Origin of the sequence: Serratia sp. MMO-28 (assembly GCF_037199905.1) — a bacterium.
Taxonomy (GTDB): domain Bacteria; phylum Pseudomonadota; class Gammaproteobacteria; order Enterobacterales; family Enterobacteriaceae; genus Chania; species Chania oryzae.
This window is the reverse complement of record NZ_JBBCVB010000047.1, coordinates 1-26,676: the sequence shown is the minus strand read 5'-3', so window position 1 is coordinate 26,676 and position 26,676 is coordinate 1. Positions and strand designations below refer to the sequence as shown.

Here is a 26,676-nt window from a genome sequence, read left to right as displayed (position 1 = left end):
GTGCGTACCGGGTTGAGAAGCGGTGTAAGTGAACTGCAGTTGCCATGTTTTACGGCAGTGAGAGCAGAGATAGCGCTGATGTCCGGCAGTGCTTTTGCCGTTACGCACCACGCCTTCAGTAGCGGAGCAGGAAGGACAGCTGATAGAAATGGAAGCCACTGGAGCACCTCAAAAACACCATCATACACTAAATCAGTAAGTTGGCAGCATCACCCAAAAAACAAACAAATACAGCAACATGACTTAGAGTAGGTAAAGAGGTTGTTTTTGAGGGACAGGGCAGTCTTTTTGAACCACAGCAGTATCCCCCTTTTAGGCATTTTGTCTTTTTGGTTTCTTTCGCCTTTCGGCCTCTTAAACTCAATCACATTGCCCATCGTTCACTCCCTTTCTCGAATCTTCAGATCGTCCAAATCCACACCATTTTCCAGCAACTCAACTAACCACTTAGGACGACGGCCAACGCCAGTCCACGTATTATCCGGGTTAGCCGGGTCACGGTATCGAGGGGATTTGGTATCCCGATCCACCACTGCACCAGGCAGCTTCATTTCATCCAGAAGATACCCATCACTCAATCGTTCCTGTAACCAGACAGGGCGCTTTCCGTACCCGCTCCAGGTGTTAAATGGATTCTCCGGGTCACGGTATACAGGCGTCCCTTTTGGTCGCTTCTCCGACTGCAAAGGAACAAGCATAGGTTTCTTCCCTTTAACGTCTTTTTCTCTTGACACGATTCTATTGGCCCTTATGATAAATAAAAGTCGTCAAAATCACAATTACACGGACATACAAAAATGAAAAAAACATGGTGCTTGATAGCGGTATGTATCTCCGGCCTTTCTTTTCAGGGGGTCGCTCACGCGGCTTCTGCCTCGGATACGATCGCCAGCCTTGCGGCCCGATGCGCACCAGACGTTTCACCGCTAACAATGGCCTATATCGTCGGCCATGAATCCGGGAACAACCCGTATTTTATTAACGTTAACCGTGGCGCAAGCCTGAAACGTCAACCGCAAACCGAAGCTGAAGCGGTAGAAGTTGCCAACCGGCTAATCAAAAACCTCAAGAAAGATGAAAGCATCGATATGGGGCTTGCGATGATTAATTCTAACAATTTGAGTTCGTTAGGTATCACGGTTGAGCAGGTATTTAAACCCTGCATCAATCTCCGCGCCAGTCAGACCATTTTAAAAGACTGTTATAGTACGGCCCTGAAATCCAACCCGCCCGGCCAGATAGCATTAAGACACGCGCTGTCCTGCTACAACACCGGGTCACAAGTGCGGGGGATTTCAAACGGGTATGTCACGAAAGTTATTAACGTGGCTAAACAGTCTGATTTAAAGATCCCTACGTTGCTACCTGATGGGCAGAACGAGGAAGCGGAGAGCCAGCCTGTGAGTGCGAAGGGCGCAACCTTTGAGGGTGAGCACGATGCGTTTACGGGTGAAAGTGATAGTGGTGGTGATGTGTTTTCGCAGGATAACACTGACGCGTTTCTGACCAAAGCAGAGCAAAAAGGGAGTGAGGTTATGAATGACAAAAATCTATCTCCTGTTGCAGTCTCAAATAATTGATTTATGCGAAGCCGGAAAAATACAGGAGGTTGTAATTGAAAGGATTTCACTAAAGCAGTGGTACCCCATATTTGACGTAAAGGACGAAAATTTGGGTGAGGTTCGTTGCTCCATTCGGTTGAATAAAGATCACGAACTTCGCACATGGGCAGACCTGAGACTCCTAACGGAGTTTCTTCTGGATAAGTGCAATGTCGGCGAGTGCCGATTGATATTGAAATCAACAAAGGAAAGGTAGAGGTATATATGGTTACTTTTTTCAAAAATAACGGGTTTGCGCTGCTGGTTGCGCTGTTATGTATCGCAGCGCCAGAACTGGCCCTCGCAGCTGGCGGGGCAGACACCGGGGCCAGTACAGGTAACAACATCAAGTCATGGCTGGATACCTGGATTCCTATCGCCTGTACCATCGGCGTGATCGTGTCGTTCCTCGTTTGGCTGTTCCATCTTATTTCCGCTGGTTTTATGTTCCGTCTCGCAATCGCAATGGTTGGCATTGGCTCCGCATCATATCTGGTATCCCTGACTGGTATCGGCAGCTGATTAATGGGGGGGAGTACATCCCCCATTAAGTGAGGTTTTATGTTTGAAAATGGACAACGGCCATTATTTAAAGGTGCAACACGCGTCCCCCGGCTTGCTGGCGTTCCGCGTACAGTGGCGCTGGTTATCTTCATGATCTCGGCCACGCTGTTTATGACGTTACATTTATGGTCACTCCTTGTATTTGCGGTTCTGTGGTCAATTGCAGCAGCGCTAACTAAATACGACGACCGTATGTTTCGCATCCTTTCATTATGGCTACAGACTAAGTTTCGTAATGCACACGACACGCCATTTAAACAATGGAGTGGTTCAAGTTATTCCCCTGTGGATTACAAGAAAAAGGAGCTGAAATAAATGGTGGCATTGCTTAAACCTAAAACGTTCAGAGACGAGCCGAGCGTTAATGAAAAGTATTTGCAGCATAGCCAGCACCTTGATGATTATATTATCTCGATGCGTAATGGCGATTTGCTCGCATTCTTTAAAGTCGATGGCCGGACACATGATTGTGCCTCTGACCGTGAGCTGATTACATGGAACGATGATCTTAATACGTTGATTAAGTCCTTCGGGACTGACCACGTAGAGGTCTGGTCACACGAGTATCATCACCAGTCTAAAGAGTATCCTGACTCTGAGTTTACCCAATTCTTCCCGCGCTATCTGGATGAATACAACCGCCGCCTGCAAACGGGGTCTAACCAGATGGTTAATGACCTGTACCTGACGGTGCTTTATCGCCAGATAGGCGATAAGACGCAGAAGTTCCTGGCTAAGTTTGAGCGACCGTCAGCTGACGAGCTGGCTCAAATGCAGGCTGAAGCCTTCACCGGAATGGAAGAAGTCTGTGAGCAGATCATGGAGGGGATGAAGGGCTATGGCATCAAGCGCCTGGGTATTTATTACCGGGATAAAAACGGTGAGGAAATAGCGCTAACTGACGCTGAAGAAAAACAGTCGCTGCTTGAAGTAGACGAAGCAGATATTTTCGACGAACCGGTAATGCTCAACGTCGCTGATACCGTCCCGCCGACTGCTCACGCTTATTCTAAAGCGCTGGAGTTTCTTTATTTCCTGGTCAATCTGGAATGGTCCATTGTTCCTGTTTGCCGTGACCGTATCGGTTCTTACATCATGGAAAACCGTGTTGTCAGTTCTGTATGGGGGGATATTGTTCAGGTCAGAACACTGGACAGCAATTTTTATACTACGGCTATCGAAATCCGTGATTACGAAAAAAACACGGAACCGGGTCAGTTTAATTTGCTGAAAGAAGCTGATTTTGAATATCTGCTGACTCAAACATTTTCTTGCATATCCGAGGCTTCAGCTAAAACGCTTCTGGAGCGCCAGGAGAAGTCCATGATGGAAACTGGCGACAGAAGCCAGTCCCAGCTTGAACAGTTGAATACAGCGCTGGATATGCTGCTTTCTAAAGAAATTGTGATGGGCTATCACCATGCCACTATTCACGTTTTCGATACCGATCAGCGAGCAGTGCAGCGCAAGGCCCGTAAAGCTAAAGTCATGCTAAGTCAGTGTGGCTTCGTGGGGGGCGGCGTAGGGCTGGCCTCTGAAGCGGCTTACTTTGCGAAGATTCCGGGTAATCAGAAATGGGCGCCACGCCCAACGCCGATCAACTCATGGAATTTCTTCCATTTCTCCCCGTACCATAATTTTATGCGCGGCAAACCGGACAATAATCCGTGGGGTCCGGCTGTGACGATGTTCCGTACCGCGAACGGTACACCGCTGTATTTTAACTTCCACGTCACCCCACTGGAAGAACGCTCAATCGGGAAGCGACCGCTGGGGCATATGTTGCTTACAGGTACATCTGGTGAAGGTAAAACTACGCTGCTGGATTTCCTGTTATGCCAGTGCATGAAGTTTAATCCGCGTATGTTCTGCTATGACCGTGACCGGGGAATGGAGCCGTTTATCCGCAGTGTCGGCGGCTACTATAAAGTTTTACAGCAGGGCGTAAAAACTAACTTCTCACCGCTCAAACAGAAAGGCACACCGCGTAATATTGCAACCACTAAAAATATTATGCGTGTCTGTGCTGAAATTACAAATAACGGCCCGTTAGATAAAGATATGGGGATGGAACTCAATAAGGCAGTAGATGCTGTGATGGGTGAGCATTCATTGGTTCCTCCTGAAGCTCGCGATATTACTCGTCTTAACGGATACATCAATCACCCATACCTTAAAGACCTTATCAAAGACTGGACCAATGAAGGCCAGTATGGCTGGCTTTTTGATAATGATGAAGATGCGTTAGATCTCGATGCTCATGATGTATTCGGCTTCGACCTGACCGAGTTCATTGCTGCTGAAGGTGAGATTCCCAGCCCAGCCAGAACGCCATTGTTAATGTATCTGCTTTACCGAATCCGTAATTCAATTGACGGAAAGCGCCGTGTCATTCAGTGCTTCGATGAATTTCATGCTTATCTTGACGATCCTGTTTTAAAGCTGGAAATAAAGCGCGGCATTAAAACAGACCGTAAGAAAGATGCGATTTATTTGTTTTCCACGCAAGAGCCAAATGACGCACTCGCAAGCAGCATTGGTAAAACGGTGATGTCGCAAACGCCATCAAAAATCTGCCTGCGCGATCCTGATGCCAGCCGTAAGGACTACTCCTTCCTGACCGATGCGGAGTTTGATGTGTTGCTCAAAATTCCTGAGCATTCGCGCCAGTTCCTCGTTAAGCAGGGGTCACAGTCAGCTCTTGCTACGTTCAATCTCAAGATTCATAACAGCGATACGCCAGAACGCGATGAAATGGAAATGGACAACATTATCAGCATCCTTTCCGGTGAGCCGCAAAATGCCGAGTTGGCCGAGGAATTGATAGGTAAATATGGTCCAGAACCCGAAAACTGGATCGAAGAATATTGGCGTCTTTGTCGTCATTAATTAGAGGATGATGTTATGAAAGCGAAGTTAATTGCTATTGCACTGGCTGGGCTGTTAGGCGCGGGAACCATTGGTACGGCTTCTGCTATAGGGGGTACTGGTGTTGTGGTCTACGATCCGACTGGCGTGGCTAAAATGCTTGACCAAATAGAACAGTTAAAGCAACAACTGGCAACCCAAAAGGCGACTTATGAAAGTCTGGCAAAAACTACTGATATTGGGAATTTGTTGGGTTCGTCTACAAGTGCCCTCGCTAAAAATCTTCCTGACGACTGGAAGAAAGTTTATAGCGATGCGATGAATTCAACATCATCCGTCACTGGTGATGTTCAAAGCATGGTTGGTGATTTCAATTCTGAAATTGATGATATGAACCCTTCTGATGCAATTAAAGCGCTAAATAAAAAGTTGGCCGAGAAAGGAGCATATGACCGAGTTATAGCTGAAAAAGCCTATAACAATCAAATGCAGGAATTAAGCGACATGCAGGAACTGACAGAGCAGATTTCCACAACTAAAGATGTAAAGGAAGTGGCTGATCTTCAGGCCCGCATTCAAACCGCGCAAGGCGCAATTCAGGGCGAGCAAGCGAAACTGAAGCTTATGAGTATGCTTCAGGAATCACAAGATAAGTTGTATGAAGCTCAAAGAGAACGCGCCGTAGGTAATTTTATTTATGGTACTGATGGTGGTCATAACCCCGCTCCGTTGAAATAAGGTGATTATATGAAAACGACTTTAAAAGTAGCTTTAGTTTTTATCGGTGTTTCCGCTCTCGCTGGTTGTAAGCCTGAGCATGACAAAGATTGGTATAAGTCGCATGAGACAGAACGAAAACAAATGCTTGTTGAATGCAAAAAGAATGCAGAATCCTTGCAGGATGCTGATTGTAAAAATGCAAGAGACGCAGAGACTGAACTTTTTGTTCATGGGAAAGATAACTCTCATAGTGTGCCGAAGTTAAACTAAATTTCAGGATGTAGTTATGGCATTTGATACTGTTCAACAGATATTTGACATAATTGATGATCTGATAAATATTATGGTTGATACCAACGTAACAACCATTATTGCAACCGTCACACCAACGGTTGCAATATTTTTGACCATCAAGTTTATGGCTCAAGGTGCATATTCCGCTCTTAGCCCCGGAGGGGGCGGGGAGGCGCTTGGGGATTTAATTACACAATATATGAAAGCTGCCGTTGTTTTGAGTTTTGCAACGGCTGGCGGTTTATATCAAACCGACCTTGTACATTTGGCTTTAAACCTACCTGATAACTTTGCTTCAATATTGGTTACTCAAAATAAAACCTCAAGTACAGGGATGGCAGCCATTATTGATACTGGGGTAGACCAGTCTATAACGGCAATACAAACGGCGTTCGAAGGGGCTGGCATTAGCGCTAATGGCATAATGAGCGCAGTAATCGGACTCATTCTAATAGCAGCGACCGTAGTTCTTTGTGGGTTGGGTTCTGCCTTTGTAATTATGGCTAAAGTGCTACTGGCTATAAGCCTGTGTTTAGGGCCAATAGCTATATTCTGTCTCCTGTGGAATCCAACAAAAGGCATATTTGCTAAGTGGATGGGGACCGTTATTAATTACAGCCTAGTCATAGTTCTTTTGGCTCTCGTATTTGGGTTGTTAATGAGCCTCTTTACAAAAATGATTTCCGGTCTTAACGGCAGCGAAGGCTTTGATGCCTTATCAACAGCAATTGGACTGGTCATTCTCACCATTGTTTCCGTCTATGTGTTGTTCCAGGTTCCAGCGGTAGCGTCGAATTTCGGTAGCGGTGTTTCTGCTGATATAGCTTCTGCGGCCCGCCATGCGGGCCACTCGATGAATACGATGGGTAATGTTGCCTCTAATGGGATTTTTGGTGGAGCGAAGCCTTCAGCAAGACCTTCAGCAGCTGGCGGCGGCGGTGGACAAAGTGCCAGCACTAGCGGCAATGCAGGGGCTGGCGGTTCAGGTTTGACAGGAAAGGCGCGTGGTAGCCGGGGAAAAGCTGCATAAATAAACAAAAGTCGTTGAAATTGCAATTTCACGGATATAAGATAATAGAACGCAATGGACAAATGAGGTCGAAACTATGCGCGCAATCGTACTTTTAGGGGTGTTGTTGTTAGGGGCATGTTCCAGCAGTTTCAAGCCACCACCGGAGCCGGACTGGAGCCACACCGTGCCAGTCAATAAAACGCTTCCAGTAGATACACAGGGATAAGGTGGTTGTTATGAGAGAGAAAAAGAAAGGGCTGACCAAAGAGGCCATCAAAGAGTTCAACGAAAGCCGTAAAGGGCTGGAAGTGGACGTTATGAACGAAGTGTTATCTTCACGCCGCACGGCGTGGATAGTCGCTGCGGTCGCATCCGTTGTGGCTGTCGTCGCAATCGGTAATGCTACCTTTGTGAATTACCGCTATAGCCAGCCAATACCGCCGTTCCTGTTGACGCTGAACCCCAGCAATCATGAGGTATCACAGGTTAAGCTGACGCGTGACGATGCCACCTATGGCGACGAAATTGATAAGTATTTCCTTACTCAATACGTTATCCACCGTGAATCCTACGATTTTTATTCCCTGCAAGTGGACTATGACGCAGTAGGTTTAATGTCCACGCCGAACGTGGCGGAAGCCTACCTTTCCCGGTTCAAGGGCAAGCAAGGGATTGATAAGGTCCTGGGTGACAGCGAGACGACGCGAGTAAGTATCAACTCAACCATTCTCGATAGAGAGCATGGCGTGGCGACCATTCGCTTTACGACCGTTCGCCGCTCTCGTAGCAATAACTTTGACGATCCACCGAAGCGCTGGATTGCCATCCTGGGCTACGAGTACAAATCGCTGGCTATGAACGCCTCGCAGCGCTACATCAACCCGCTCGGCTTCCGCGTCACCAGTTACCGCGTTAACCCTGAGTCGAACTGAGGACTGTACTATGAAAAAAGTAGTCTTATCCGCAGTGATCGCAATGGCGCTGGCCGGGGCCACATTCAACGCGGCGGCGCTTCAAGCGCCGAAAAGTTCACCGTATGACTACCGTATCAAAACGGTAGTTTATAACCCGGTTGATGTGGTGCGAATTGATGCGGTAGTGGGCCTGTTTACACATATCGTTGTTGCCCCGGATGAAACATACATCACTCACGCGTTTGGTGATTCTGATGGCTGGACGTTCTCCCATAAGCTCAACCATATGTTTGTAAAACCTAAGCGCGAAATGAGTGATACCAACCTGACCATCGTTACTGATAAGCGATCTTATAACATCGTGCTGCACTATATCGGCGACACGACAACAAAGAACGCTGACGGTACAGAGACAAAATCGTTTATCAAAACGCCGTGGTCAATGAAACAGGCCACGCTTCAGCTGACCTATGAGTACCCGTTTGACGAGCAGAAAAAAGCCTCCAGCGCGGCTGAGAAAAAGCGCCTGACGGAGAAGCTACGGGAGTCTGCTTTCGCTGGCCCTAAAAACTACCAGTACGAAATGAGCGACGAGCCGGAAATGGCAGATATTCAGCCGATCCATGTTTGGGATAACTACCGTTTCACGCGCTTTGAATTCCCGGAAAACGCTGACTTACCGCAGGTTTATTACATATCGTCCAGCGGCAAAGAGACGCTCCCTAACTGTCGCCCGGTTGGTGAACATAACAACATTCTGGAATGCCAGAACGTAGCGAAAGAATGGCGTGTAAGGCTTGGCTGGACAAAGGTTGTTGGTATTAGAAATATCAACTACGTGCCATCAGCTGGCGCAATTTCCACTGGCACAGCCTCCCCGGATGTAAGAAGGGTGCAAAAAGGAGGGGATAACTAATGGCCCGTAAAGTCGATATTGATAGCGAGCTGGATAACAACAACAGCTTCGATGATGAACGCGGGGGAATGCCCGCACAGAAACGCCGCACCGCACCAGGGCTAAAAGCCTTTATCGCTATCCTGGCTATCATCGCCATGTGCTTCGTTGGTGTCACTATTTACACGCACACACGCAAAGCGCCGGACACGGCCAAAGCTGACAGCGGTAATAAAAACGATGGGGTTAGCAGTCTGCCTAACTACCAGTTCAACACTAACCCGAACGTTGGCGGGGCCGCGGCTCCTGACGCTAATCAAAAGGCGATGCAGGATAAAGCCAGAGCGGAATATGAAGCCAGTCATAGCAATGCGGGCCGGGCCAGCAACGGGAAGAAGCAACTGACACCGGAAGAAGTCGCCATGCAACGCCGTCTTGGTGGCGATCTTTCCGGCGAGCAGGGCGGTAGCCAGACTCCGGCCAAAAAAGAGCAGCAAAGCGACGAAGGCAGCGAAGGTAGCAGCGCGTTAGCAAAAGAGCTTACACCTGCCCGACTGAAAGGCAGCAGAGCGGGCGTAATGCAGAATATGAGCATGACCATTGCCAAAGGGACGATGATACCGTGTGGCACGTCTACGGAGCTGGATACGACCGTTCCCGGCATGGTGTCCTGTCGTGTGACGCGTGATGTGTATTCCCTCGATGGGTTGGTGAAGCTGATCGACAAAGGCGCATTTGTTACGGGCCAGATGAACGGTGGCCTCAAAAATGGTCAGGCCCGCGTCTTTGTACTGTGGGAACGAGTGGTAAACCCGGATGGCACATTCGTTAATCTGGATAGCGCCGGGACCAACTCTCTCGGTAGTTCCGGTGTTCCCGGACAGGTTGACTCCCACTTTTGGGATCGCTTCGAAGGTGCGGTGTTCATTTCCGTTCTGTCTGACGCGCTTCAGGCTGGCGTGGCCGCAGCCCAAAATGGCAATAACATCCAGTTTAGTAATACACAGAATAACTCGCAGGAACTGGCCTCTGAAGCACTGAGAGCCACGATTAACATCCCGCCAACACTCTATGACCAGCAGGGCGACGCAATCAGTATCTACGTCGTTCGTGACCTCGATTTCAGTGATATTTACTCACTGGCAGACAACTAATCAACGTGGGCCGGAAGGCCCACTGTTCTTTGTAGCAGGAGATAACTTACATGAATCAATCATCGGCTTATTACCAGCTGGGGCCGCTGCGGGAGTATTTCGAAGATCCGGGCGTATTTGAAATCCGTATCAACCGTTATAACGAGGTGGTTTGTGACACATTCGAAGGCCGTAAAATTATCCAGAACGACAGCATTACCGGCGCGTTTATCGACAACCTGACCGCAGCATTAACCAGCGCCAATGACGTTAAGCGCCAGATGATTAATGACGTGGTATTGCCGGACGGCTCCAGGGGAATTATTTGTTTACCGCCTGCGGTGATCGATAACACCGCCGCTATCGCTTTTCGCAAAAATATCGCGCTGGATAAAGACCTGGCGACGTTAAGCAAGGAAGGTATCTTTGAGTTCTGCCGGGAAATTGACAGCCATAAGCGCGAGCTGGACGACGACGATCTCCTGCTGAAAGAGTTATACCGGGCTAAACGCCGGGAAGAATTTTTGCTTACTGCGGTACGGAAAAAACGAACCGTTGTCGTTGTGGGGGAAACCGGATCAGGAAAAACGGTACTCACCCGCGCCCTGCTCAAAGCCATTAGCCCACAGGAACGCGTGATAATCATGGAGGATGCTCACGAGGTTGAAGCTACCCACCTGGAAGAAGCCGTTTATATGAAATATGGCGGTAAAGATAAACCAGGGCTGGCTACGCCGACGCAGTGCCTTAAAGCCTGTATGCGCCTGACACCAGATCGTATCTTCATGACAGAGCTGAGAGATGATGCTGCATGGGATTACCTTCAGGCATTGAATACCGGACACCCTGGCGGCTTAACCTCCACACATGCTAACTCGGCGATGGATGCCTTCACCCGTATAGGGTTGATGGTTAAAGCTACCGAAGTGGGCCGTATGCTGGATATTTCTGACATTATGCGCCTACTGCACTCCACTATTGATGTGGTCGTTTTCATGGCGAAAAGGAAGATTCGCGAAATCTACTATTCGCCAGAATATAAATATGAGTGCATGAATGGAGGGATAAAGTGAGAAAAGGAGCAGTCATATTCCTGACGGGCCTTCTGGCCCTTTCCTCCCTGCCCTCGATGGCTGGCGATTCGCCATCGGTACAGGTTGGGTTTTCTCCTGAAGGTAGCGCTCAAACGCTGGTAATTGGCGCTATCGACTCCGCGCAATCCTCGATCAGAATGATGGCTTATAGCTTCACCGCGATGGATATAATGCAGGCGCTGGTCAAAGCTAAAAATCGCGGTGTTGATGTGAAAATTGTTATCGACGAACGCGGCAATCGTAATGACGTAAGCCATCGAGCGATGAAATTCATTGTGAAAAACGAGATCCCGCTGCGGGTGGATAGCGACTTTCCTATCCAGCATGACAAGGTGATGATTATTGATGAACGGTCAGTTCAGACGGGCAGCTTCAACTACACCAAAGCAGCAGAATCTAAAAACTCGGAAAACGCGGTGGTGATCTGGAACATGCCCCAGCTGGCGAAACCTTATCTTGAGCACTGGAAGGACCGTTGGGATCGTGGGGAGGACTATAAATGAGAGAAAAATTTGAACGCTATATTTTCAAACATGCTGTACAGCCACTGAAATTGCTTGCTGTGGTAGCAATAGTTGCGGAGCTATCGCGCAGAGGATTAATGTTCATAGGTGTACCTGCTTTTACCTCTTTCATTACGAATATGCTCGGTATTTTGATCATCATGTTAATGCAAAAGCCGATAATGATAAGAGGTGTTTACGAGACGAAAGATCGCTCAAGTTCTTATAGATGGATGCATTTTGCCATAACAGGACTTCAATCTATGTCCGTTGTTGTCCTGCTACTAATACCGATCTATGAACGATAACAGCATGAGAGGCGGCGTAAGTCGCCTTTTTCCAAAGGCTCCGCCCCTCCTGACGAGCTTCAAAAAAAAGCTACAAGTCAGAAGTAGGCGAAACCCGACACAGCTTAGAGATCAGCCGCCTTTCGTTGGCATCGCTCCCCCTGGTTACGTCCTGTGTTCCTGTCATATCGTTTACCGAAACCTGACCGCCTTTAGCCCATACGGGCAACGTGGCGCTTTCTCATAGCTCACGCTGTAGGGTTCTCGGCTCGACTTAGACAGTTCGCTCCAACGCTGCGGGTTTTAACCAGACTCCCCGTCTCCCGCTGCCGTTACGCCTGACTATGACAAACACACGATTTCCAGTTTGTCAGGCGCGACAAATCGCCGCCATAGGTAACAGCCTATGCGGTAACGTGGCTCTAAAGGGGAAATGGGTCTTGAATTGCAGCCATAACGACTGCTACACTACATTTGAATTTTCGGTACTGTGTTCCCCTTTAGAACCAGCTACCAGGTGATAAGAGCGTTAGCTCTACGTCACCCGAAGAAACCACCTTGCCGGGTGGTTTTTTCGTTTCTGAGCAAGAGAGTACAGGATCTTCAGAGGATCGATCAACGATCTTTGATCCTCCGCTATTCCTCATCACCTTCAATATCATCGTAGTAAAGGCTTTCTGGATACAGTTCCATTAGCTGGGATAGCGTGTCCTGTACTTCATCCAGCCGATTTACCAGATGGGATATTTGTTCGTCCAGGTCGCTCGCCAGCTCGAATAATGCCGAAACCCGGCTACGTGAACCTTCGTTAATTACCGCCATTGCTATCTCATGGAGCCTGAGTAAATCAGTTCTGATTTGCGGCGGTGCTGAATACTCGCCATCACTAAAATCCCCGCGTAAATCATCGATAGCATCAACAGCCCGCAACAAAGAGGCTGTTTCAAAATTATCCGGTGAGATTTTTTCCCACTCCGCGTTAGTAATTTGCTCACCCATTTTTTGCTCCTTCAGTAAGTAAACGGCCAATTTCGAAAACAGCCGCTGACCGCCCCGACTTCACCGCTTCAGCTTTCTGGCCGTCAACAAACCAGTGATTACCGTCCGTTCGGACCAGCTCAAACAGCCAGGACATATCGTAAACGTGCTCCGGTATCACGGTCCCTTCCCCGGCCAGAATACCCGCCGTTATGGAATGGTTGCCGCCGCGCACAAAGCCAATGCGCCAGGGCAACCACAGGTCAACATAGTGGTTGATTTTATCCTGCTTCCACGGCCTGCCCTTACGGGTTCCAATGTGCGAAACGTTATCGATATAGCGTGTCAGGCTCCACGGCCACGGCAACACCATGTCACTTGCCAGCGACAACGGATAATCTGCGCCGTCCAGCTCGCCCTCTTTCATCTTCTCGTAAGATTGCACCTGGATAAGCCCCTCAAAGAAGAACTCCTGCGGGGTCATATCCGGGCGGGCATCAGTCCCTTCCTCGGCTACCGCCAGCAGGAAATCACTCTGCACTGGCCGCACGATAGCGCGAATGAGATCAGGCAGCGCCTCAACGGGTAATTTTTCGGCCACCGAAAGCAGGTGATCGAAGCGATTTTTTTCATTGCCGGCAGCGGCTTTTTCTTTCTTATTTCGGTTCCAGAACATCACAGGCCGTAGCCCTCCTTGTCGTAGTCATGTTGATGATTTTCGTGCTCATGCTGCGGTAATTCCACGTCACGCGCACGTTCATATTCTTCATATGTGCTGTAGTCCTGCATGTCGCCATAGTCCGGGCCTTCGTCAGCATACCGCTCATAGTCATGGTAGGGGTTCGCCTCCATTTCCGGTGTGGCTTCTTGCCTCTGCTCGTACCGGATAGCGGCGTTGACTTCCTCCTGCTCACGCTGGCGCAAATCCTGAGACGTGTTTTCAGTACCTGAAGTATCGGGGCCATCATGGGCGGCTTCTGTCGCATTTTTCATGGTGTTTTCCTTCTCTCCGGTTTGTTGGCCAGCTTCATGGCCATAGCTTTTTGCCTGTTGGCCATCGTCATGGCCATAGCTCCGGTTTACGTCTTTGTAACGTTCCTCCATCCCTAAAAAGCGGTCTATTTCGCTGGCCGTGGTCTTAGGACTGTTGCGGCTGGCGCTGCTCAACAAGCGGCCTTTATCGTCGGTGAAAATCTCGACTTCATGACGGGCGCGGGAGATCCCAACGTAAAAGACGTCTTTGGAAGTCGTCAGCGAACGGGTATCGATGTTAAACAACACCCGGTCGCAGGTAAGCCCCTGTGCTTTATGGACGGTCGTTGCGTAGGCATACGAAAGATAGGCGGCTTGCTTCTGGTCCAGCTCGATTTCCCGGCCCTTCGCGTTGGTCAGCGTAAACGTGCCTTTCTCGGTGGCCCCGGTCACGGTGAAGCGGTCGCCGTTCGCCACATCCAGCGTCTTATCGTTACGCGTCACCATCACTTTGTCACCCACGGCCAGCTCGGCGGCCACGCTGGTATAAACAGACAGATTTTTATGGGTACGCGGGCTGAAGCTGATTTTCTGGCCGTCGCTCCCGGCCACGGTCAGAAGGTTCCCCGGACCTGTATCCAGTACGCGGTAAGATTCGCCCCGCTGAAGCCCGTTTTTATAGTCTTTTTCGGGGATAATAATTTGCCCTACCTGGTAGTATTTACTGTCCCGACGTTCGGCCTGCGTGGAGTCAACGCGCTCCAGAAAATTCACCTCCACGCCCTTTCCTTGCAGCTGCAACGCCTCCCGAATCTGGCTATTGAGGATTACCCTTGATTCGTTTGTACCGGAAATAATCAGCGTACCTTCGCGCTGCTCCGGGGAGAATGACAGCCAGCGATTCGCTACAGCCTCCAGCCGCTTATCCTGGTCCTTCTCTGCGCTAATATTGCTGAGTCGGGCCAGTGAGCCGGATATGTGGCCCTCTGCGGCCAGCTTCACCGCCTCAAGCAACACGTCATTTTTCTGGCGCTGAATATCCTTCATGTAGCTGGTCTGCATTCCAGCGCTGATCAGCTGTTCAAATGGCTTGCCCGCCTCTACGGCTTTTGTCTGTGAGGTGTCGCCCAGGAATACCGCTCTGGCCCCGGCCTTCTCGATGGTTTCCATCAGCACCTTCATCTGTCTGGCCGGAATAACGCCCGCTTCATCGATAAAGACCACGCTTTTCTCGTCTATCTTTTTGTCCTTTGCCTTCACGAAAGCGGCAACGGTACGGGCGGGCATACCTTCATCTTCCAGGGATTTTTTCTGCGTACCGTAGGGGGCCAGGGCGGTGACGTGAAAGCCCTGAGACTCCAGAACGGCCTTCGCGCTCATGGTCATATAGCTTTTCCCGGTTCCGGCGAAGCCGTGAGCCGCCACAAAGCGATCTGTCGTGGTGCAAATATCTACGACGCTTTTCTGTTGTTCGGCCTTCAGCGTCTTACCGACCAGCTGCGCGGTGACTTGCTCGCTTGTCAGCGCGGCGATCACCTTGCCCCGACCGCGAGCCTCTATATTCAGCACCGCTTTTTCTACCCGGATACCTTCAACGGTCGTTACCCGATGGCTGGTTTTTTTCAGGCGGCCAGACTTGATACCTTCAGCAACTAACGCCTTCGCCTGGCCGTTGTTCATCCCTTTTTTGTCGGTCAGCTGCGCCTGCCATTCCGCTTTGGTCATGGCTGGTAGCGGTGGCGCGTCTTTGCTTCTCTGGTCAGTCGTGGTGGTGTATCGCGCTTCACCTTCGATAATGGCCCCCTTTGCCACAGCGCGATAATAGGCCGCTTCAATATCCTGCTTTGATGCCTGGCCGATAGCCTTTTTATTTGCCACGGCCAGCAATCGGGACTGGTCAAAAGACGCATCGCGCTCTGAAAGGGATTTAAGCGCAAACTGGATCGCCCGGTCGGCTTTTACCTCCGGGCTGGTGAAGTTAGGGACGGTATTCATTGACGTTTGCGGGCCGTCCTTGCCTTTGCCCGCCCAGGACAGATCATTGAAGTCTATTCCCAGCTCATTAGCCCGATTAACCCACTCTTTATGAATATCTTCACGCGAATAGTCGTCTGTTTTTTTGTCGCGGGTCGCCATCGATACCCGGCTTTTGGTCTGTGCGTCTGCGGTTTCGCGGGTCAGCCCCATAGCCGCCAGCCCTTCTTCTATCTGAGCAGAACGCCGCGAAAATCCACGGATTTGTTCATCCGTAAAGTGCGCCATATCAAAGGTATTATTTTTGTTGTTATAGCGCAGCTCATACCCGGCCTTTGTCAGCTCCAGCGCCAACTCCTGCTTATAGACATCCCCCAGGTGCATCTTGGCCCGCATCAGTTCATCGTTTTTAAGCGCCCTCCACTGACCATCCCCGCGCTGCGTCATGTTCATGACAAAGGCGTGGGTATGCAGCTCCGGGTCAAGGGCGCGTGATGTTTCATGCCGGAAGGAAGCAACAACCAGATTACCGGTATTCTGCGTAATGGTTTTCCCTGCGTGGGTCGTGCGGGCCTGAGCCAGCTTTTCTGCTTCCTGGACGGCAGCGGCAACCGCTTTTTCGTGGGCGGCGATAATTGCCTTATCGCCGTGGATCAGCGCCTGCATCGATACGCCTTTAGGCGCGGAAAATGTGAGGTCGTATCCCAGCCGTTCTTTCGTCGCGTCACCGCTGGAGCGCTTCATCTGCGTGAAAGGGTCAATCTCCCCGACAAGCAGCTCTTTGAAGCGTTGAGAACTGACCTCGCCGGAAAGGCCCAGCGCTTCCGCGCCCTGACCATGCCACGCGGTAAAACTGCTGTCTTTGCTGTAGTAATCGTCTTTTGCATCAGCGTAGTAGCCTACAACTGACGCAATATCGATACGGGTGATAGTCGTAATATCAAGCATGCCGCTACCTCATGATGATTCCCGGAACCGGGTTCTTACGCGTGTATTGCACATGTTTAGTCTTGAACTTGCCGACAGGTAGATCACCAGGAAAATAGATATAGCCCGTAAGATTCCTGAGTTCTGAGATTTCAGTGGGGGTTACTGCTCTGACTGTGCGAGTTTCGATTCGCGGCCTATTATTTGGGCCAGACTGTAATAAGCTCCCCTGTCTGCGCTCTATTTCTCCTTCTATTTCGCCCAACGCGCGGGACATATGTTCAAGCGTTGCTTTACCTAATCGACTGCTTCCCATGACGATACCTGATCGCATACTACCCAATAACGTTTCCGCTATATTGATGCCATAACGTTCAACCAACTGGGAAAACGTCTGGTAGCCTGCCCATACTGACGCACCGCTTTTACGGCCCTTCGTCAGTAAGTCCTGTAGATTTGGCAGGTATTCCAGTGATTCCAACTCGTCGATAAAAAATAACGTGCGCTGATCGCGTTTCCCCATACCCAGCAGGCTAGAAAACATAATATCCAGCCAGCAGGAGATCAGCGGATTGAGGCTCTTTTTCATCTGCTCTTGCCAGGTAATAAACAACGTGCCGGGTTTATCATCCTCCAGCCAGTCACGCAGCGAGAAATTCCCTTCAGGCATTTTTAAATGGGAAGCCAACTTATCACCTAAAACAAATCGGGCACTCCCTGTAGCTCTTTCAGCACCTTTAATGAATAAAGATTCTGCGGGTGTGCCTTTAACAAAATCCTTCACTTTGTCGTATTCTGCAACGTTACACCAATACAACACTTCTTCCATTGAAGGGTTTCTTTTATGTGTGAGTAATTTCTTTGAAACTTCACGATATAATAAGCGACCATACCGATACCATTCTTCAGCAGAACGTTCCTTGCTTTCCTGAATGATAGACACTGCATAAAGATCGTAGTCAAACTCATCTCTTATTTCATTAAACATAGACCAGCCAGGAGAGCGTTTATCATAGGGGTTAAGAATTATATCGTTTTCACGATAAAAAGTTTCTACATACTCTCCATTAGGATCTAAGATAACACGCTTATCTCGCCCTCTTTTTAAACTTGAATATATCGCCTCTTTAATGATTGTCGATTTACCAGTACCTGTAGCCCCACCAATTGAAAAATGAAGCGTTTCATATTCAGTAGGCACAGGAACACCTGCAACCGTTAATTGCTTATGACCGCGTTCTTTTGTTTTCTCGGCCAAAGACGAAGCTCTGACTAATTTAGTCCCACGGAGTACACGTTTAAATCGTGGCCCTTTATACACCCTACCCTTATCGTAAATGATGAATCCAATGAATCCACACAACCCTATAACCGAACCTGCTATAATCGACACCCATAACGGCCAAAGGTTGAACGTATTTTTTAGCAAATAGGGGACAAGGTAGTGCGCCGTTTCACTATTGATACCATATACAAACTTTGCCGTAATAAACCACACAAAGGGTATCGGTCCCAGCAGCGAGCATAAAAATATAAGTCCTCTTTCTTGTTCCGTCATTATTCCGTCCTCTCTTGTTTACTTTCCCATACCTTGTAACCGTTACGTTCCAGCTCTCCCCAGGCGGATTTCATATTGGCTGGAGTCGCCATCGAACGCAGCAGGATCACCGTCTCGATTGCCAGGGATTCGTGCAGCATCATCTGACCGGGAGGCGGCAACTTGAGTTGTGACAGCTGCTTGACCAGTCCTTTCAGCTCCGAGGAAAACGCGCTCATGTCTATCTCTGATACCTGGTCAAACAGAATATCGAGTCGTCGATTTACTTCGTTTATCTGTTCCGTAACCTGACTCAATCCACCTATCCGACCACCTGATCCGGCCAACAAACAACGGCGCATATAGTCCGATCTGTTCGTTCCGGCCAGCCTGTCGATAAGCTCTTTTTCTTCGTCCGTTACCTTGCATGTGATGATCGGCATCATGTCCTCAACTGGTGATTTTTCGTGTTCAATCTGGCGGTAGTTTAACCGCATGAGGTAAGTATTAACAAAGTAATACCTTCATTTCCATATAAACCATACTCTTATTCTATTTTTTTAATACCTTTTTAATACCCAAAATACGAAATATTGAATGTTTTATTCTTTAAATCAGTTAGTTAGTGCGATTTATCGCACTGCGTTAGGTGTATAGCAGGTTAAGGGCTAAAAAATAATCAGTTTGGTAGGGGCGATCTACGGAGGTTAAGGGGTATTTTGGTGAAAAAGCGTTCAATATCCCGGTATTCATGCTTGCATGAATACCCATACACCACAAATACACCACAATTACGTCAATTCATGGTTGACATTACACCACTATTACACCACTCTTACGTCATGGGATAGTTGATACGTCATAAATACATCACTATTACATCAAAAACACATCATTCTACATGAGGGTACTATGAAGCCCAAAAGCATCAGGGCAGCAATTCAGATGATGTTGCCGGAAGTAGAAGAAATGCTGTCGCTGGGAGTCTCCAGAGAGGAGGTTTTCAAGGCGGTATCTGAACGCTTCGGCCTGGAGAATGTGAACGTTCGGAGTTTTGATACTGCCCTGTATCGGGCCAGGCAAAACCGGGCGAAACATGCCGCCCCTGATTCTGTATTGCACAATACAAAATCAGCCGGAGCCAGTGAGCAACAGAAGAAACCTGTATTGCACAATACAGAAAAACCCGCGAAGTCTGAGCAGGTGAAAAAAGATGTATTGCACAATACACAAAGTGCGACCGAGGGAGACAAAACGAAACAGTCACCGGGTATCATCGGAAAGGAATTTTTTGACGAGGCAAGAGCCGAGTTCGATCCTAATGAGTTCATCAAAAAATATTGAGGTGTGCAATGAAAGTAGCGGTTATTAATTACAGTGGCAGCGTTGGCAAAACTTTAGTTTCAACTTACCTTCTCGCCCCGCGCCTGAAAGATGCGAAATTTTTCGCGGTCGAAACCATTAACCAATCAGCGTCTGACTTAGGGATTGAAAATGTCACCAGTTTTAAAGGTGATGATTTCTCCCGTCTGATTGAAGATGTGGTTTTTGAAGATGCAGCGATTATTGATATTGGCGCGTCAAACGTGGAACCGTTTTTAATGGCAATGTCCCGCTTCGATGGCGGCGCAAATGAATTTGATATGTATTTCATTCCGGTAACGCCGGAAGATAAAGCCATTAAAGAAAGTATGAAAACGGCGCACACGTTAAGCAAGGCTGGCGTGGATAACAAAAAGATTATCTTTGTTCCAAACCGCGTTAATCCGGGTGATGATGTTGAAAATGTTTTCGGCCCGATTTTCGACTTTGTGAAACAAACTAAAGTAGGCCGCATTAATAAAAACTCTGCGATCTATAATAGTGAGGTGTACGAATATCTTGCACACCATAAAATTTCTTTTGAAACGCTGACCGCTGAAGATGCGGAAGAATTTAAAGCCCGCGCTAAAGCATCAGCTGACGCAGACGAACGCCGCAAAATGGCGCGTCGTTATACTTACATGAAGCAGGCTATCCCGGTTAAGAGCAACCTGGATAAAACATTCTCCCTGTTAATCGGAGATTAAGCATGGATAAGCAGCCCGATAAATTAGACGTATTGATGGACTGGTTTTTGGGAGACGCGAAGGAAATTTTAGAAGCCATGAAGTTAATGAAGGCCGAACAAGCCGACATGCTTCAGCGGCTGGGCGAACTCAAAAGCGCACTTGAATTGACGGCAGACGATTCGAGAGCGGAAATCATCGGCAGCCTGAGAGATATACAGGCGGCGATGAAGGAGGAAAACAAGGCGCGGTCAGACTTTCTGACGCGCTGGCAATCTCTCCAGCACAACAACGCCAGCACCATCGTTAACCGCGTCGTGATCATGACGGCTGTTTGTTCCATCGTCGGCGCGGCCATCGGGACGGCGCTGACCTTGCTGATCCTGAAGTAACACGCAAGGCCGGAAATCCGGCCTTTTTCTTTCTTTTCAATCGTGACAGTCACGGTGATAAAAATGGATAAAACTGAACGCGAAAGGATGTTAGCCAGACGGCGACAAGCTCGTCGCCGCGAACGGTTACGCGCTGAAGGCGTTAACGTGACCGTCACGCTAACGCACGATGAAGCGGCGCAACTGGACGAACTACGGCAGGTGCGCCGGATGGGTAAACAGCCCTATTCACCAAATGAGTTTTTCCAGCTGCTGCTGATCCGCAACTGGCAACAGTGGGAGAAAGAAAAAGCCGCGCTGGGTACATGCCAGCACTGCGGAAAATCAAAAGCCGGTGGCGGCTGCGGCGGGGAGTTTCAAAAGGAAACATACCAATGCTGGCTGGCGCAGGACGCAAACGCGCTTAACATTTAGTGTATTGTGCAATACAGAAAAGCCCGGTTAATACCGGGCTTTGTCGTTGTCGGAAGGTTTATTTTTTTTCCTGTTGCAACAGGTGATCAATCTTTGCTGCAAGCGCGTATGTTGACGGGAACGCGCCTTTTGTACGCTGGTTAGGTAACTGATTGAAGGCCATCAGGCAGGCTTCGAGAAGGTAGGTTTTCTGGCTCTCCAGCTCTGCTTTCAGCTGGGACGGTGTTGTGACTTTTGTCATTAGGCTTACTCCTGATAAGTGCCGCTTTGGGCTGTATTGCCCGGCTTTCACCGGGCGGGGTGTTTATGCTCAATCAGGCCGGAATATGGTAATAGGCCAGCTCGCGATGCAGGTCATTTTCAAAACCTGTTTCATAGTCCCACGCTCGCCAGGCAAGGCGACCATCAACAACGTGGCGGATCTCGATTTGCTCGCTATCGTAGCGGTCTGTATTGGCTACTTCGACGGTTACTGTAGGGGTGTTGTATTCGCGAATAATTGCAGCGATATGTTGTTTCATTTGGGACTCCGTGGGTTGCCGCTTTGGGCTGTGTTACCGGGCGGCGGTATTGCCTCCCGATAAAATAAGTATCGCTTTTCTCGCCCCAAAAGTCAATATTAGTAAATACGATAATTACATTTATTTCATTCAGTTTTACCAACAAAAAGCGCCCCGGAAGGCGCGTTGAAGGATGGGCAGTTTATGCCGCACGGACGGCGGCAAGTGCTGGCGCTCCGGTTAGCAGGGCATCACGCAGGGCCGCCAGAATAAGCAGGGGCTGCGCGTTCTCTGCGTGTACCATCCGATAGATCTCTGTGAACTCTTCCGGGCTTAAAACGCCCATTCTAAAAGCGTGGTCTGCGTTGTGCTCCGCCAGCCAGATAACATCCTGCGCTTTGTACTTCTCTGTATGCTTCTCCTGGCTCGCCAGGGCGCGGGTCATGCTGCGGGCAACGTAGGCGCGAGTTACGCGCTTCTCTGCGTATGGCTTGCCTTCTTCCGCTTCAATAGGTTCATGCAAGGTGTACACGGTGTAATCGTCAAGGCTTGCCGCCGGGATGTGTTCCGGGGCTGGCTCTGCGGTGGCTTCGCTCACTGCTGCGGCCTTCTCCGCTTCAACTGCCATATAGCCTTTCAGGCCCGTTTTCGCTGCTTTGTATGCCGCTTTGAAACAAGCCACTTCGGAAATGTCGATCCAGTAACCACAACCAAAGCCGTCCTCATAGCAAGGGCAGCTGTCATTTTCCCAGCCTGCCAGCGTCAGGATCTCGTCCATCGCTTCCAGCTCTGCCGCCGTGGCGCTCTCGATGATGAAATGATGTTTGCGGCCGCGTAAATCCGGGTTTGCTGCGGTGGTTGCTTCGCGAGTCAGTTTCATTTTTTGCTCCTTGAATTTAATTGCCGCTTTGGGCTGTGTTACCGGGTGGCGGCATTGCCTCCCGATGAATATAAGTATCGCCTTTTTTGCTCCCAAAGTCAATATTAGTAAATACATTTATTACATATATTTCATTTGGCTACAGCAGTTAAGAAGATGCGCGGAGCGCATGGGAGGCGCAACGCGCCGGAAGCCCCGCAGCGAAGCGAGGACTTAAAAAGCGTTACGGCTTTAGCCGTAATAATCCCCCGTCCTGCAAAGCCATTCTTTCCACCGTTCCCGCCGCCACGCCACGGCCAGACATAAGCCCTGTCCCGGTGAGCGGCCTGTGCGGCGCTCTGCGACGCGCTGGGCGTGATTTCCGGGTCCGTGGTGGGTCAGCGCAGCTGACGCGCCCGGATGGGCTGTAAACGGGCTTACAGCGCTGCTGGTGACGCTGGCCGATACGATCAAATTTGCTGAATGACACTTGCAGCCGGCAGCAGCTGAGAAGCAGCTGCAGCTGGCGGGCGCCCATTTCGGGTTTTACGTTATTTCAGTGAGTTAGCGACAGCAGGCAGGAAAATCAGGTATTCAGTATTTTTGATGCCTTATAGCCCCGTTGCGGGGCGGTTGGCGCGGCGCGGCCTTTGGCCGCTGCAAGCGCCGGGTTTGACGAGCAGATACCCGTTGAGCTGCACAATCCATGTTTATCACAAGCGTCAGCGATGGAAGCCCGAAGGGGCGAGACAGCAAGGCTGGCTCGATGCGCAGCACGACGTAGCGGCCCGGAGGGAGACGCCCTATTTAGCGTCCGCCACCCATTTGTACAGACACCCAACCGACAGATTCAGGTCGGCGGCAATATCCTTAACTTTCTCACCAGTCACCTTTCTGGCCGTCATTCTCTGCACGGCTTCATCCCTGAGCGTATCAGGAACGACCTTCACCACCGGAGAATGCTTCCATATCTGATGCACCCGCGCGACGTTCGCCGCCGCCACTTTATGCAACCTGGTGCTGGTCGCACGTTCAGGAGCATTCTTCCGGCCTTCGGCCATGAGCGCGAGCTGGTCAGCGGGGCGAATTTCGCCCCGCCGGATACGGCGCAAAACATTTTCCCGACACTGGCGGGAATGCTCGGCGCTGGCAAGCGGCGTGTGTAGTGGTATGCCCCAGCGTTCCCGGTACTGTCTGGCGTTCATCTGGTGGGCTTTACTCAAATGAGGGGCCAGGAAAGAAAACTCCTTCCCGCACTCCAGGCACTTAATTTTTTCCGGTGCGTCGTCATGATCAGCCATCGTCCGGCCTCCTTTTCGTTATGCAGGGCGGCGATTAGCCGCCCTGCAATTTAATTAACAATCCTCGCGCTGTGTCCAGCGGTTATCCGTCAAAGCCTGCTGCGCAGTGCTGCTGTCCGGGAAGTATTCAGCGGATTCCCTTGATACCGGGTAGCCCTCACTGGTCGCAGTGCCAATGTAATAGCCTCTCTGGCTTTTCAGGATCTGCAACGCCAGGTCAAAACCCTGTTGCTGTGCGAGTTTTCCGTTTTCCATTTTTTTCTCCAGGCTGGCGGGGGTTTCCCCCCGCCTGTGGGTTAGTGAGATTTGCGTGACAGGTAAAGCGGCAGGAAGCAATCAAGCGCATACAGGAATGAAACGACCGACGCAGAGCCGTACAGCAGCGCCAGCGGCATATTATCGGCATAGCTAAACACGCCTGTTGATGCGGCCAGCCCCAGCACGGTAGTACACGCGCCGCCCAGCTGGACTTGCTCGCGGTAGCCCTGGCGAACCATAAACCACGGAAGGGCCAGCGCGGCTGCGGCGAGAATAAACGCGATTGGGATGATGATCAGATAGTTCATAGATAACTCCTTAGATGCCACTTTGGGCTGTGTTACCGGGCGGCGGTATTGCCTCCCGATGAAATAAGTATCGCTTTTTTTGCCCCAAAAGTCAATATTAGTAAATACAATTATTACTTATATTTCATGAAATTTTACCCACAAAAAAGCGCCCCGAAGGGCGCTAATTTAGCGGCTGGATTTATCCACCTTTCCCGCATTGATGCGGATTTGCGCTGCAAGCCCCCAGGTAAAGCAGTCATGCCCGCGCCCCGCCAGCGCCCCGGATTTGTACGCCTCAAGCGTCACATCAGCGGGGATGGTGGTTTCGCCGTATTCTTTGCGTAGCAGGTCGATAGATTCAGCGATCAGCGCGTCGGTCAGGTCACGTGAGCAAAACAGGTATTTCACGCCACCATAAACACGGTGGAAGCCCGTAATGTTGTATTCGTAAATGTCTTCCATTGAGTTAACGCTACCTTCCTCAAACTTATCTGTAATCGCTTCTACAGCCTCTTTGGTTGGGCCATCCGTCCACGAAACATAGAGCGCGTTATAGTCACGCATACGGACAGAAAACTTCACGCCGGGGAAATGCTTTTTCAGCAGAATACGGATGTTTTTAGCGGCTAGCTTGGTGGTGTTGCTTTCGGTGGCCGTTGTCAGCAATCCGGCGTTTTCCGGGTCAGCGCTGGCACGTTCGTTCGCCAGCTGGCGGGCATCTTCTTTCGCCTGGTGTCTCGCTTCGCGCTGGTCGGTCACACTCTGCACAACCTGACGGCGGGCGCGGAGTTCATCGAGTGAAAGGGTCTTGTCGATCACCTGGTAAAAACGCAGGGAGGTTTCCAGCAGCGGGGCGCAGGTCGGGGCATTCAGGCCGAGGATGGTATAGCTGATTTTGCCGTCAGCCAGATTAACCGCGCTTACTACATACTCGTTGTTAAAAGAGGTGAGGCACTGGCCGACAGTTAAAGTAGTCATAATATTACTCCTGATAATCGCCGCTTTGGGCTGTGTTACCGGGCGGCGGCATTGCCTCCCGATGAATATAAGTATCGCCTTTTTTGCCCACAAAGTCAATATTAGTAAATACATTTATTACATATATTTCATGTGGCTGCGGCAGTTAAGAAGATGCGCGGAGCGCATGGGAGGCGCAACGCGCCGGAAGCCCCGCAGCGAAGCGAGGACTTAAAAAGCGTTACGGCTTTAGCCGTAATAATCCCCCGTCCTGCAAAGCCATCCTTTCCACCGTTCCCGCCGCCACGCCACGGCCAGACATAAGCCCTGTCCCGGTGAGCGGCCTGTGCGGCGCTCTGCGACGCGCTGGGCGTGATTTCCGGGTCCGTGGTGGGTCAGCGCAGCTGACGCGCCCGGATGGGCTGTAAACGGGCTTACAGCGCCGCTGGCGACGCTGGCCGATACGATCAAATTTGCTGAACGACACACGCAGACGGCAGCAGCTGAGAAGCAGCTGCAGCTGGCGGGCGCCCATTTCGGGTTTTACGTTATTTCAGTGAGTTAGCAACAGAAGGCAGGAAAAACAGGTATTCAGTATTTTTGATGCGTCAGCGATGGAAGCCCGAAGGGGCGAGACAGCAAGGCTGGCTCGATGCGCAGCACAACGTAGCGGCCCGGAGGGCGACGCCCAGCGCGGAAAGGTAAACGACAGGCACAAAAAAACCCGACTGGTGAGATCGGGCTTTAATGTTTTGCCCCAGACTGAGGCGGGAACGACCAAACAATTGACAACGAAATATTACGTCATGGGTAGCGTAAATGCAAACGGCGCGGAATAGGGTATACTGCGCGGGTCAATCTGTTGACGTCCTCGCTCCAGCTCCCCGCTTATGCGGCATGAACGGATTAAAGTCCTGGTTGAAAAACAGGTGGTGCTGTTTCAATGCCCAGGCTGGAGCGGGAACGACCAAACAATTGACGTTGGGTAGTCGCTGTGACAGGCAATGTAAGGGCAATCAGCGACGTTCCGGCTCTGTATGGAGCAAACGGATGATTAACGTGTTAATCGTCGTTCTGCGGGCGGTAGTCGCGGTGTCAAACGCTGTGATTGCAATCCTGGAACTGATCCGCGAATTTGTCGATTGATGAACGCGGAAACGTAGCTAAAGGCGGGGGGACCACCCCCCGCCTTTTAACATCTAAAATGGCGTATCTTCTGACGCTGGCAGGTCCGGCCACTTCCCGCCCCATTGCATTATTTCCTTTATCGAGTCGGTAATGACTCCAACTTATTGATAGTGTTTTATGTTCAGATAATGCCCGATGACTTTATCATGCAGCTCCACCGATTTTGAGAACGACAGCGACTTCCGTCCCAGCCGTG

At 50.1% G+C, this 26,676-nt stretch carries 34 protein-coding genes; 19 read left to right on the top strand and 15 right to left on the bottom strand.

Translation table 11 applies throughout. The features are described 5' to 3' along the window. Nucleotides 1-159: IS1 family transposase (locus WG891_RS25520; protein WP_150321466.1), on the bottom strand; the 159-nt coding region annotated here is incomplete at its 3' end. A 221-nt stretch (nt 160-380) separates the two neighbouring features. Continuing rightward, nucleotides 381-698, bottom strand: a complete 318-nt coding sequence (locus WG891_RS27160; protein ID WP_032449361.1) for an H-NS histone family protein — start codon at nt 696-698, stop codon at nt 381-383. Nucleotides 699-797: 99 nt separating this feature from the next. Here WG891_RS27160 and WG891_RS25505 point away from each other — a divergent pair, with 99 nt between their 5' ends. From WG891_RS25505 to WG891_RS25440, 14 genes are all read left to right on the top strand, one after another. Next, nucleotides 798-1,580 carry a lytic transglycosylase domain-containing protein gene (locus tag WG891_RS25505; protein WP_032416587.1) on the top strand — a complete coding sequence of 261 codons (783 nt, stop codon included), beginning with the start codon at nt 798-800 and terminating at the stop codon, nt 1,578-1,580. Between the two features lie 201 nt (nt 1,581-1,781). Continuing rightward, on the top strand, nt 1,782-2,123 hold the full coding sequence (locus WG891_RS25500; protein WP_001121032.1) for a TrbC/VirB2 family protein: 342 nt from the start codon (nt 1,782-1,784) through the stop codon (nt 2,121-2,123). Nucleotides 2,124-2,162: 39 nt separating this feature from the next. After that, complete coding sequence (locus tag WG891_RS25495; protein ID WP_000462629.1) at nt 2,163-2,480, top strand: type IV secretion system protein VirB3; 318 nt, start codon at nt 2,163-2,165, stop codon at nt 2,478-2,480. After that, complete coding sequence (locus tag WG891_RS25490; RefSeq protein WP_020323176.1) at nt 2,481-5,054, top strand: VirB4 family type IV secretion/conjugal transfer ATPase; 2,574 nt, start codon at nt 2,481-2,483, stop codon at nt 5,052-5,054. Between the two features lie 15 nt (nt 5,055-5,069). Continuing rightward, on the top strand, nt 5,070-5,771 hold the full coding sequence (locus tag WG891_RS25485) for a type IV secretion system protein (RefSeq protein ID WP_020323143.1): 702 nt from the start codon (nt 5,070-5,072) through the stop codon (nt 5,769-5,771). Nucleotides 5,772-5,780: 9 nt separating this feature from the next. Continuing rightward, complete coding sequence (locus tag WG891_RS25480; protein ID WP_000858958.1) at nt 5,781-6,023, top strand: EexN family lipoprotein; 243 nt, start codon at nt 5,781-5,783, stop codon at nt 6,021-6,023. A 16-nt stretch (nt 6,024-6,039) separates the two neighbouring features. Further along, on the top strand, nt 6,040-7,077 hold the full coding sequence (locus tag WG891_RS25475; RefSeq protein ID WP_020323169.1) for a type IV secretion system protein: 1,038 nt from the start codon (nt 6,040-6,042) through the stop codon (nt 7,075-7,077). A 76-nt stretch (nt 7,078-7,153) separates the two neighbouring features. Continuing rightward, complete coding sequence (locus tag WG891_RS25470; RefSeq protein WP_032493177.1) at nt 7,154-7,285, top strand: hypothetical protein; 132 nt, start codon at nt 7,154-7,156, stop codon at nt 7,283-7,285. A gap of 10 nt (nt 7,286-7,295) precedes the next feature. Next, the gene (locus tag WG891_RS25465) at nt 7,296-7,991 is read left to right on the top strand and encodes a type IV secretion system protein (RefSeq protein WP_001208352.1); all 696 of its coding nucleotides are present in this window, start codon (nt 7,296-7,298) and stop codon (nt 7,989-7,991) included. 10 nt (nt 7,992-8,001) lie between these two features. Continuing rightward, a complete protein-coding gene (locus WG891_RS25460; protein WP_020323166.1) occupies nt 8,002-8,889 on the top strand; it encodes a TrbG/VirB9 family P-type conjugative transfer protein in 888 nt (295 codons plus the stop codon). After that, nucleotides 8,889-10,022, top strand: a complete 1,134-nt coding sequence (virB10, locus tag WG891_RS25455; protein ID WP_020323153.1) for a type IV secretion system protein VirB10 — start codon at nt 8,889-8,891, stop codon at nt 10,020-10,022. The genes WG891_RS25460 and virB10 overlap by 1 nt, the downstream gene beginning before the upstream one ends. A 50-nt stretch (nt 10,023-10,072) precedes the next feature. Next, nucleotides 10,073-11,074: an ATPase, T2SS/T4P/T4SS family gene (locus WG891_RS25450; protein ID WP_020323165.1), complete on the top strand. Its 1,002-nt coding sequence runs from the start codon at nt 10,073-10,075 to the stop codon at nt 11,072-11,074. Then, nucleotides 11,071-11,598 (top strand): phospholipase D family nuclease, encoded by a 528-nt coding sequence (locus WG891_RS25445; RefSeq protein WP_020323158.1) that lies wholly within the window; start codon nt 11,071-11,073, stop codon nt 11,596-11,598. Before WG891_RS25450 ends, WG891_RS25445 begins: the two co-directional genes overlap by 4 nt. After that, nucleotides 11,595-11,906, top strand: a complete 312-nt coding sequence (locus WG891_RS25440) for a hypothetical protein (RefSeq protein WP_032416518.1) — start codon at nt 11,595-11,597, stop codon at nt 11,904-11,906. Before WG891_RS25445 ends, WG891_RS25440 begins: the two co-directional genes overlap by 4 nt. Nucleotides 11,907-12,521: 615 nt before the next feature. On the opposite strand, the gene WG891_RS25435 is transcribed toward WG891_RS25440, so the two are convergent. Genes WG891_RS25435 through WG891_RS25415 form a run of 5 tightly spaced genes read right to left on the bottom strand, consistent with a single transcriptional unit; the run spans nt 12,522 to nt 18,770 of the window. Beyond that, on the bottom strand, nt 12,522-12,884 hold the full coding sequence (locus WG891_RS25435; protein WP_020323170.1) for a hypothetical protein: 363 nt from the start codon (nt 12,882-12,884) through the stop codon (nt 12,522-12,524). Next, nucleotides 12,877-13,542: a DUF6710 family protein gene (locus tag WG891_RS25430; protein ID WP_020323157.1), complete on the bottom strand. Its 666-nt coding sequence runs from the start codon at nt 13,540-13,542 to the stop codon at nt 12,877-12,879. Before WG891_RS25430 ends, WG891_RS25435 begins: the two co-directional genes overlap by 8 nt. Then, entirely contained in the window at nt 13,539-16,757 is a 3,219-nt protein-coding gene (gene mobF, locus WG891_RS25425) for a MobF family relaxase (RefSeq protein ID WP_020323154.1), read from the bottom strand. The genes WG891_RS25430 and mobF overlap by 4 nt, the downstream gene beginning before the upstream one ends. 4 nt (nt 16,758-16,761) lie before the next feature. Continuing rightward, on the bottom strand, nt 16,762-18,294 hold the full coding sequence (locus WG891_RS25420; protein WP_020323171.1) for a type IV secretion system DNA-binding domain-containing protein: 1,533 nt from the start codon (nt 18,292-18,294) through the stop codon (nt 16,762-16,764). Then, nucleotides 18,294-18,770, bottom strand: coding sequence for a traK protein (locus tag WG891_RS25415; protein ID WP_223226686.1), 477 nt, complete (start codon nt 18,768-18,770; stop codon nt 18,294-18,296). The genes WG891_RS25420 and WG891_RS25415 overlap by 1 nt, the downstream gene beginning before the upstream one ends. 415 nt (nt 18,771-19,185) lie before the next feature. Here WG891_RS25415 and stbA point away from each other — a divergent pair, with 415 nt between their 5' ends. The 4 genes from stbA (at nt 19,186) to WG891_RS25395 (ending at nt 21,127) form a co-directional block, all read left to right on the top strand. Beyond that, a complete protein-coding gene (stbA, locus tag WG891_RS25410; protein ID WP_020323173.1) occupies nt 19,186-19,617 on the top strand; it encodes a plasmid stabilization protein StbA in 432 nt (143 codons plus the stop codon). Between the two features lie 8 nt (nt 19,618-19,625). Further along, a complete protein-coding gene (gene stbB / locus WG891_RS25405; protein WP_020323147.1) occupies nt 19,626-20,342 on the top strand; it encodes a StbB family protein in 717 nt (238 codons plus the stop codon). A 2-nt stretch (nt 20,343-20,344) separates the two neighbouring features. Further along, complete coding sequence (stbC, locus tag WG891_RS25400; protein ID WP_032416596.1) at nt 20,345-20,713, top strand: plasmid stabilization protein StbC; 369 nt, start codon at nt 20,345-20,347, stop codon at nt 20,711-20,713. A 63-nt stretch (nt 20,714-20,776) separates the two neighbouring features. Then, complete coding sequence (locus WG891_RS25395; protein ID WP_223226687.1) at nt 20,777-21,127, top strand: hypothetical protein; 351 nt, start codon at nt 20,777-20,779, stop codon at nt 21,125-21,127. 58 nt (nt 21,128-21,185) lie between these two features. Here WG891_RS25395 and WG891_RS25390 read toward each other — a convergent pair whose 3' ends face one another. The 7 genes from WG891_RS25390 to WG891_RS25360 all read right to left on the bottom strand — a co-directional run bounded on the left by WG891_RS25390 (nt 21,186) and on the right by WG891_RS25360 (nt 25,313). Continuing rightward, nucleotides 21,186-21,368: a hypothetical protein gene (locus WG891_RS25390; RefSeq protein ID WP_000170167.1), complete on the bottom strand. Its 183-nt coding sequence runs from the start codon at nt 21,366-21,368 to the stop codon at nt 21,186-21,188. A 73-nt stretch (nt 21,369-21,441) separates the two neighbouring features. Beyond that, nucleotides 21,442-21,648 (bottom strand): DUF905 family protein, encoded by a 207-nt coding sequence (locus WG891_RS25385; protein ID WP_020323152.1) that lies wholly within the window; start codon nt 21,646-21,648, stop codon nt 21,442-21,444. A 181-nt stretch (nt 21,649-21,829) separates the two neighbouring features. Further along, nucleotides 21,830-22,507: a DUF5417 domain-containing protein gene (locus WG891_RS25380; protein WP_020323167.1), complete on the bottom strand. Its 678-nt coding sequence runs from the start codon at nt 22,505-22,507 to the stop codon at nt 21,830-21,832. 782 nt (nt 22,508-23,289) lie between these two features. Next, entirely contained in the window at nt 23,290-23,787 is a 498-nt protein-coding gene (locus tag WG891_RS25375; RefSeq protein ID WP_020323377.1) for a MucR family transcriptional regulator, read from the bottom strand. Nucleotides 23,788-23,841: 54 nt separating this feature from the next. After that, the gene (locus WG891_RS25370; RefSeq protein ID WP_020323376.1) at nt 23,842-24,042 is read right to left on the bottom strand and encodes a hypothetical protein; all 201 of its coding nucleotides are present in this window, start codon (nt 24,040-24,042) and stop codon (nt 23,842-23,844) included. A 41-nt stretch (nt 24,043-24,083) separates the two neighbouring features. Next, nucleotides 24,084-24,353, bottom strand: coding sequence for a hypothetical protein (locus WG891_RS25365; protein WP_020323374.1), 270 nt, complete (start codon nt 24,351-24,353; stop codon nt 24,084-24,086). A gap of 168 nt (nt 24,354-24,521) precedes the next feature. Further along, on the bottom strand, nt 24,522-25,313 hold the full coding sequence (locus tag WG891_RS25360; protein ID WP_020323375.1) for an LPD29 domain-containing protein: 792 nt from the start codon (nt 25,311-25,313) through the stop codon (nt 24,522-24,524). Between the two features lie 1,029 nt (nt 25,314-26,342). Between WG891_RS25360 and dqlB the strand changes: the two genes are divergently transcribed. After that, nucleotides 26,343-26,438 carry a DinQ-like type I toxin DqlB gene (gene dqlB, locus WG891_RS25355; protein WP_024562317.1) on the top strand — a complete coding sequence of 32 codons (96 nt, stop codon included), beginning with the start codon at nt 26,343-26,345 and terminating at the stop codon, nt 26,436-26,438. Nucleotides 26,439-26,581: 143 nt separating this feature from the next. Here dqlB and WG891_RS25350 read toward each other — a convergent pair. Then, on the bottom strand, nt 26,582-26,676 hold a 95-nt coding region (locus WG891_RS25350), incomplete at its 5' end, for an IS1 family transposase (RefSeq protein WP_000306640.1).

Bases quoted from the DNA above. Each gene is read 5' to 3' on its own strand.
- WG891_RS25465 (WP_001208352.1), top strand. From the start codon at position 7,296: ATGAGAGAGAAAAAGAAAGGGCTGACCAAAGAGGCCATCAAAGAGTTC.
- WG891_RS25360 (WP_020323375.1), bottom strand. From the start codon at position 25,313: ATGACTACTTTAACTGTCGGCCAGTGCCTCACCTCTTTTAACAACGAG.
- WG891_RS25375 (WP_020323377.1), bottom strand. From the start codon at position 23,787: ATGGCTGATCATGACGACGCACCGGAAAAAATTAAGTGCCTGGAGTGC.
- WG891_RS25470 (WP_032493177.1), top strand. From the start codon at position 7,154: ATGCGCGCAATCGTACTTTTAGGGGTGTTGTTGTTAGGGGCATGTTCC.
- dqlB (WP_024562317.1), top strand. From the start codon at position 26,343: ATGATTAACGTGTTAATCGTCGTTCTGCGGGCGGTAGTCGCGGTGTCA.
- WG891_RS25435 (WP_020323170.1), bottom strand. From the start codon at position 12,884: ATGGGTGAGCAAATTACTAACGCGGAGTGGGAAAAAATCTCACCGGAT.
- WG891_RS25385 (WP_020323152.1), bottom strand. From the start codon at position 21,648: ATGAAACAACATATCGCTGCAATTATTCGCGAATACAACACCCCTACA.
- WG891_RS25395 (WP_223226687.1), top strand. From the start codon at position 20,777: ATGGATAAAACTGAACGCGAAAGGATGTTAGCCAGACGGCGACAAGCT.
- WG891_RS25370 (WP_020323376.1), bottom strand. From the start codon at position 24,042: ATGGAAAACGGAAAACTCGCACAGCAACAGGGTTTTGACCTGGCGTTG.
- mobF (WP_020323154.1), bottom strand. From the start codon at position 16,757: ATGCTTGATATTACGACTATCACCCGTATCGATATTGCGTCAGTTGTA.
- WG891_RS25485 (WP_020323143.1), top strand. From the start codon at position 5,070: ATGAAAGCGAAGTTAATTGCTATTGCACTGGCTGGGCTGTTAGGCGCG.
- WG891_RS25480 (WP_000858958.1), top strand. From the start codon at position 5,781: ATGAAAACGACTTTAAAAGTAGCTTTAGTTTTTATCGGTGTTTCCGCT.
- WG891_RS25490 (WP_020323176.1), top strand. From the start codon at position 2,481: ATGGTGGCATTGCTTAAACCTAAAACGTTCAGAGACGAGCCGAGCGTT.
- WG891_RS25380 (WP_020323167.1), bottom strand. From the start codon at position 22,507: ATGAAACTGACTCGCGAAGCAACCACCGCAGCAAACCCGGATTTACGC.
- WG891_RS27160 (WP_032449361.1), bottom strand. From the start codon at position 698: ATGCTTGTTCCTTTGCAGTCGGAGAAGCGACCAAAAGGGACGCCTGTA.
- WG891_RS25460 (WP_020323166.1), top strand. From the start codon at position 8,002: ATGAAAAAAGTAGTCTTATCCGCAGTGATCGCAATGGCGCTGGCCGGG.
- WG891_RS25365 (WP_020323374.1), bottom strand. From the start codon at position 24,353: ATGAACTATCTGATCATCATCCCAATCGCGTTTATTCTCGCCGCAGCC.
- virB10 (WP_020323153.1), top strand. From the start codon at position 8,889: ATGGCCCGTAAAGTCGATATTGATAGCGAGCTGGATAACAACAACAGC.
- WG891_RS25495 (WP_000462629.1), top strand. From the start codon at position 2,163: ATGTTTGAAAATGGACAACGGCCATTATTTAAAGGTGCAACACGCGTC.
- stbA (WP_020323173.1), top strand. From the start codon at position 19,186: ATGAAGCCCAAAAGCATCAGGGCAGCAATTCAGATGATGTTGCCGGAA.
- WG891_RS25450 (WP_020323165.1), top strand. From the start codon at position 10,073: ATGAATCAATCATCGGCTTATTACCAGCTGGGGCCGCTGCGGGAGTAT.
- stbB (WP_020323147.1), top strand. From the start codon at position 19,626: ATGAAAGTAGCGGTTATTAATTACAGTGGCAGCGTTGGCAAAACTTTA.
- WG891_RS25420 (WP_020323171.1), bottom strand. From the start codon at position 18,294: ATGACGGAACAAGAAAGAGGACTTATATTTTTATGCTCGCTGCTGGGA.
- WG891_RS25415 (WP_223226686.1), bottom strand. From the start codon at position 18,770: ATGCGGTTAAACTACCGCCAGATTGAACACGAAAAATCACCAGTTGAG.
- WG891_RS25475 (WP_020323169.1), top strand. From the start codon at position 6,040: ATGGCATTTGATACTGTTCAACAGATATTTGACATAATTGATGATCTG.
- WG891_RS25390 (WP_000170167.1), bottom strand. From the start codon at position 21,368: ATGACAAAAGTCACAACACCGTCCCAGCTGAAAGCAGAGCTGGAGAGC.
- stbC (WP_032416596.1), top strand. From the start codon at position 20,345: ATGGATAAGCAGCCCGATAAATTAGACGTATTGATGGACTGGTTTTTG.
- WG891_RS25440 (WP_032416518.1), top strand. From the start codon at position 11,595: ATGAGAGAAAAATTTGAACGCTATATTTTCAAACATGCTGTACAGCCA.
- WG891_RS25505 (WP_032416587.1), top strand. From the start codon at position 798: ATGAAAAAAACATGGTGCTTGATAGCGGTATGTATCTCCGGCCTTTCT.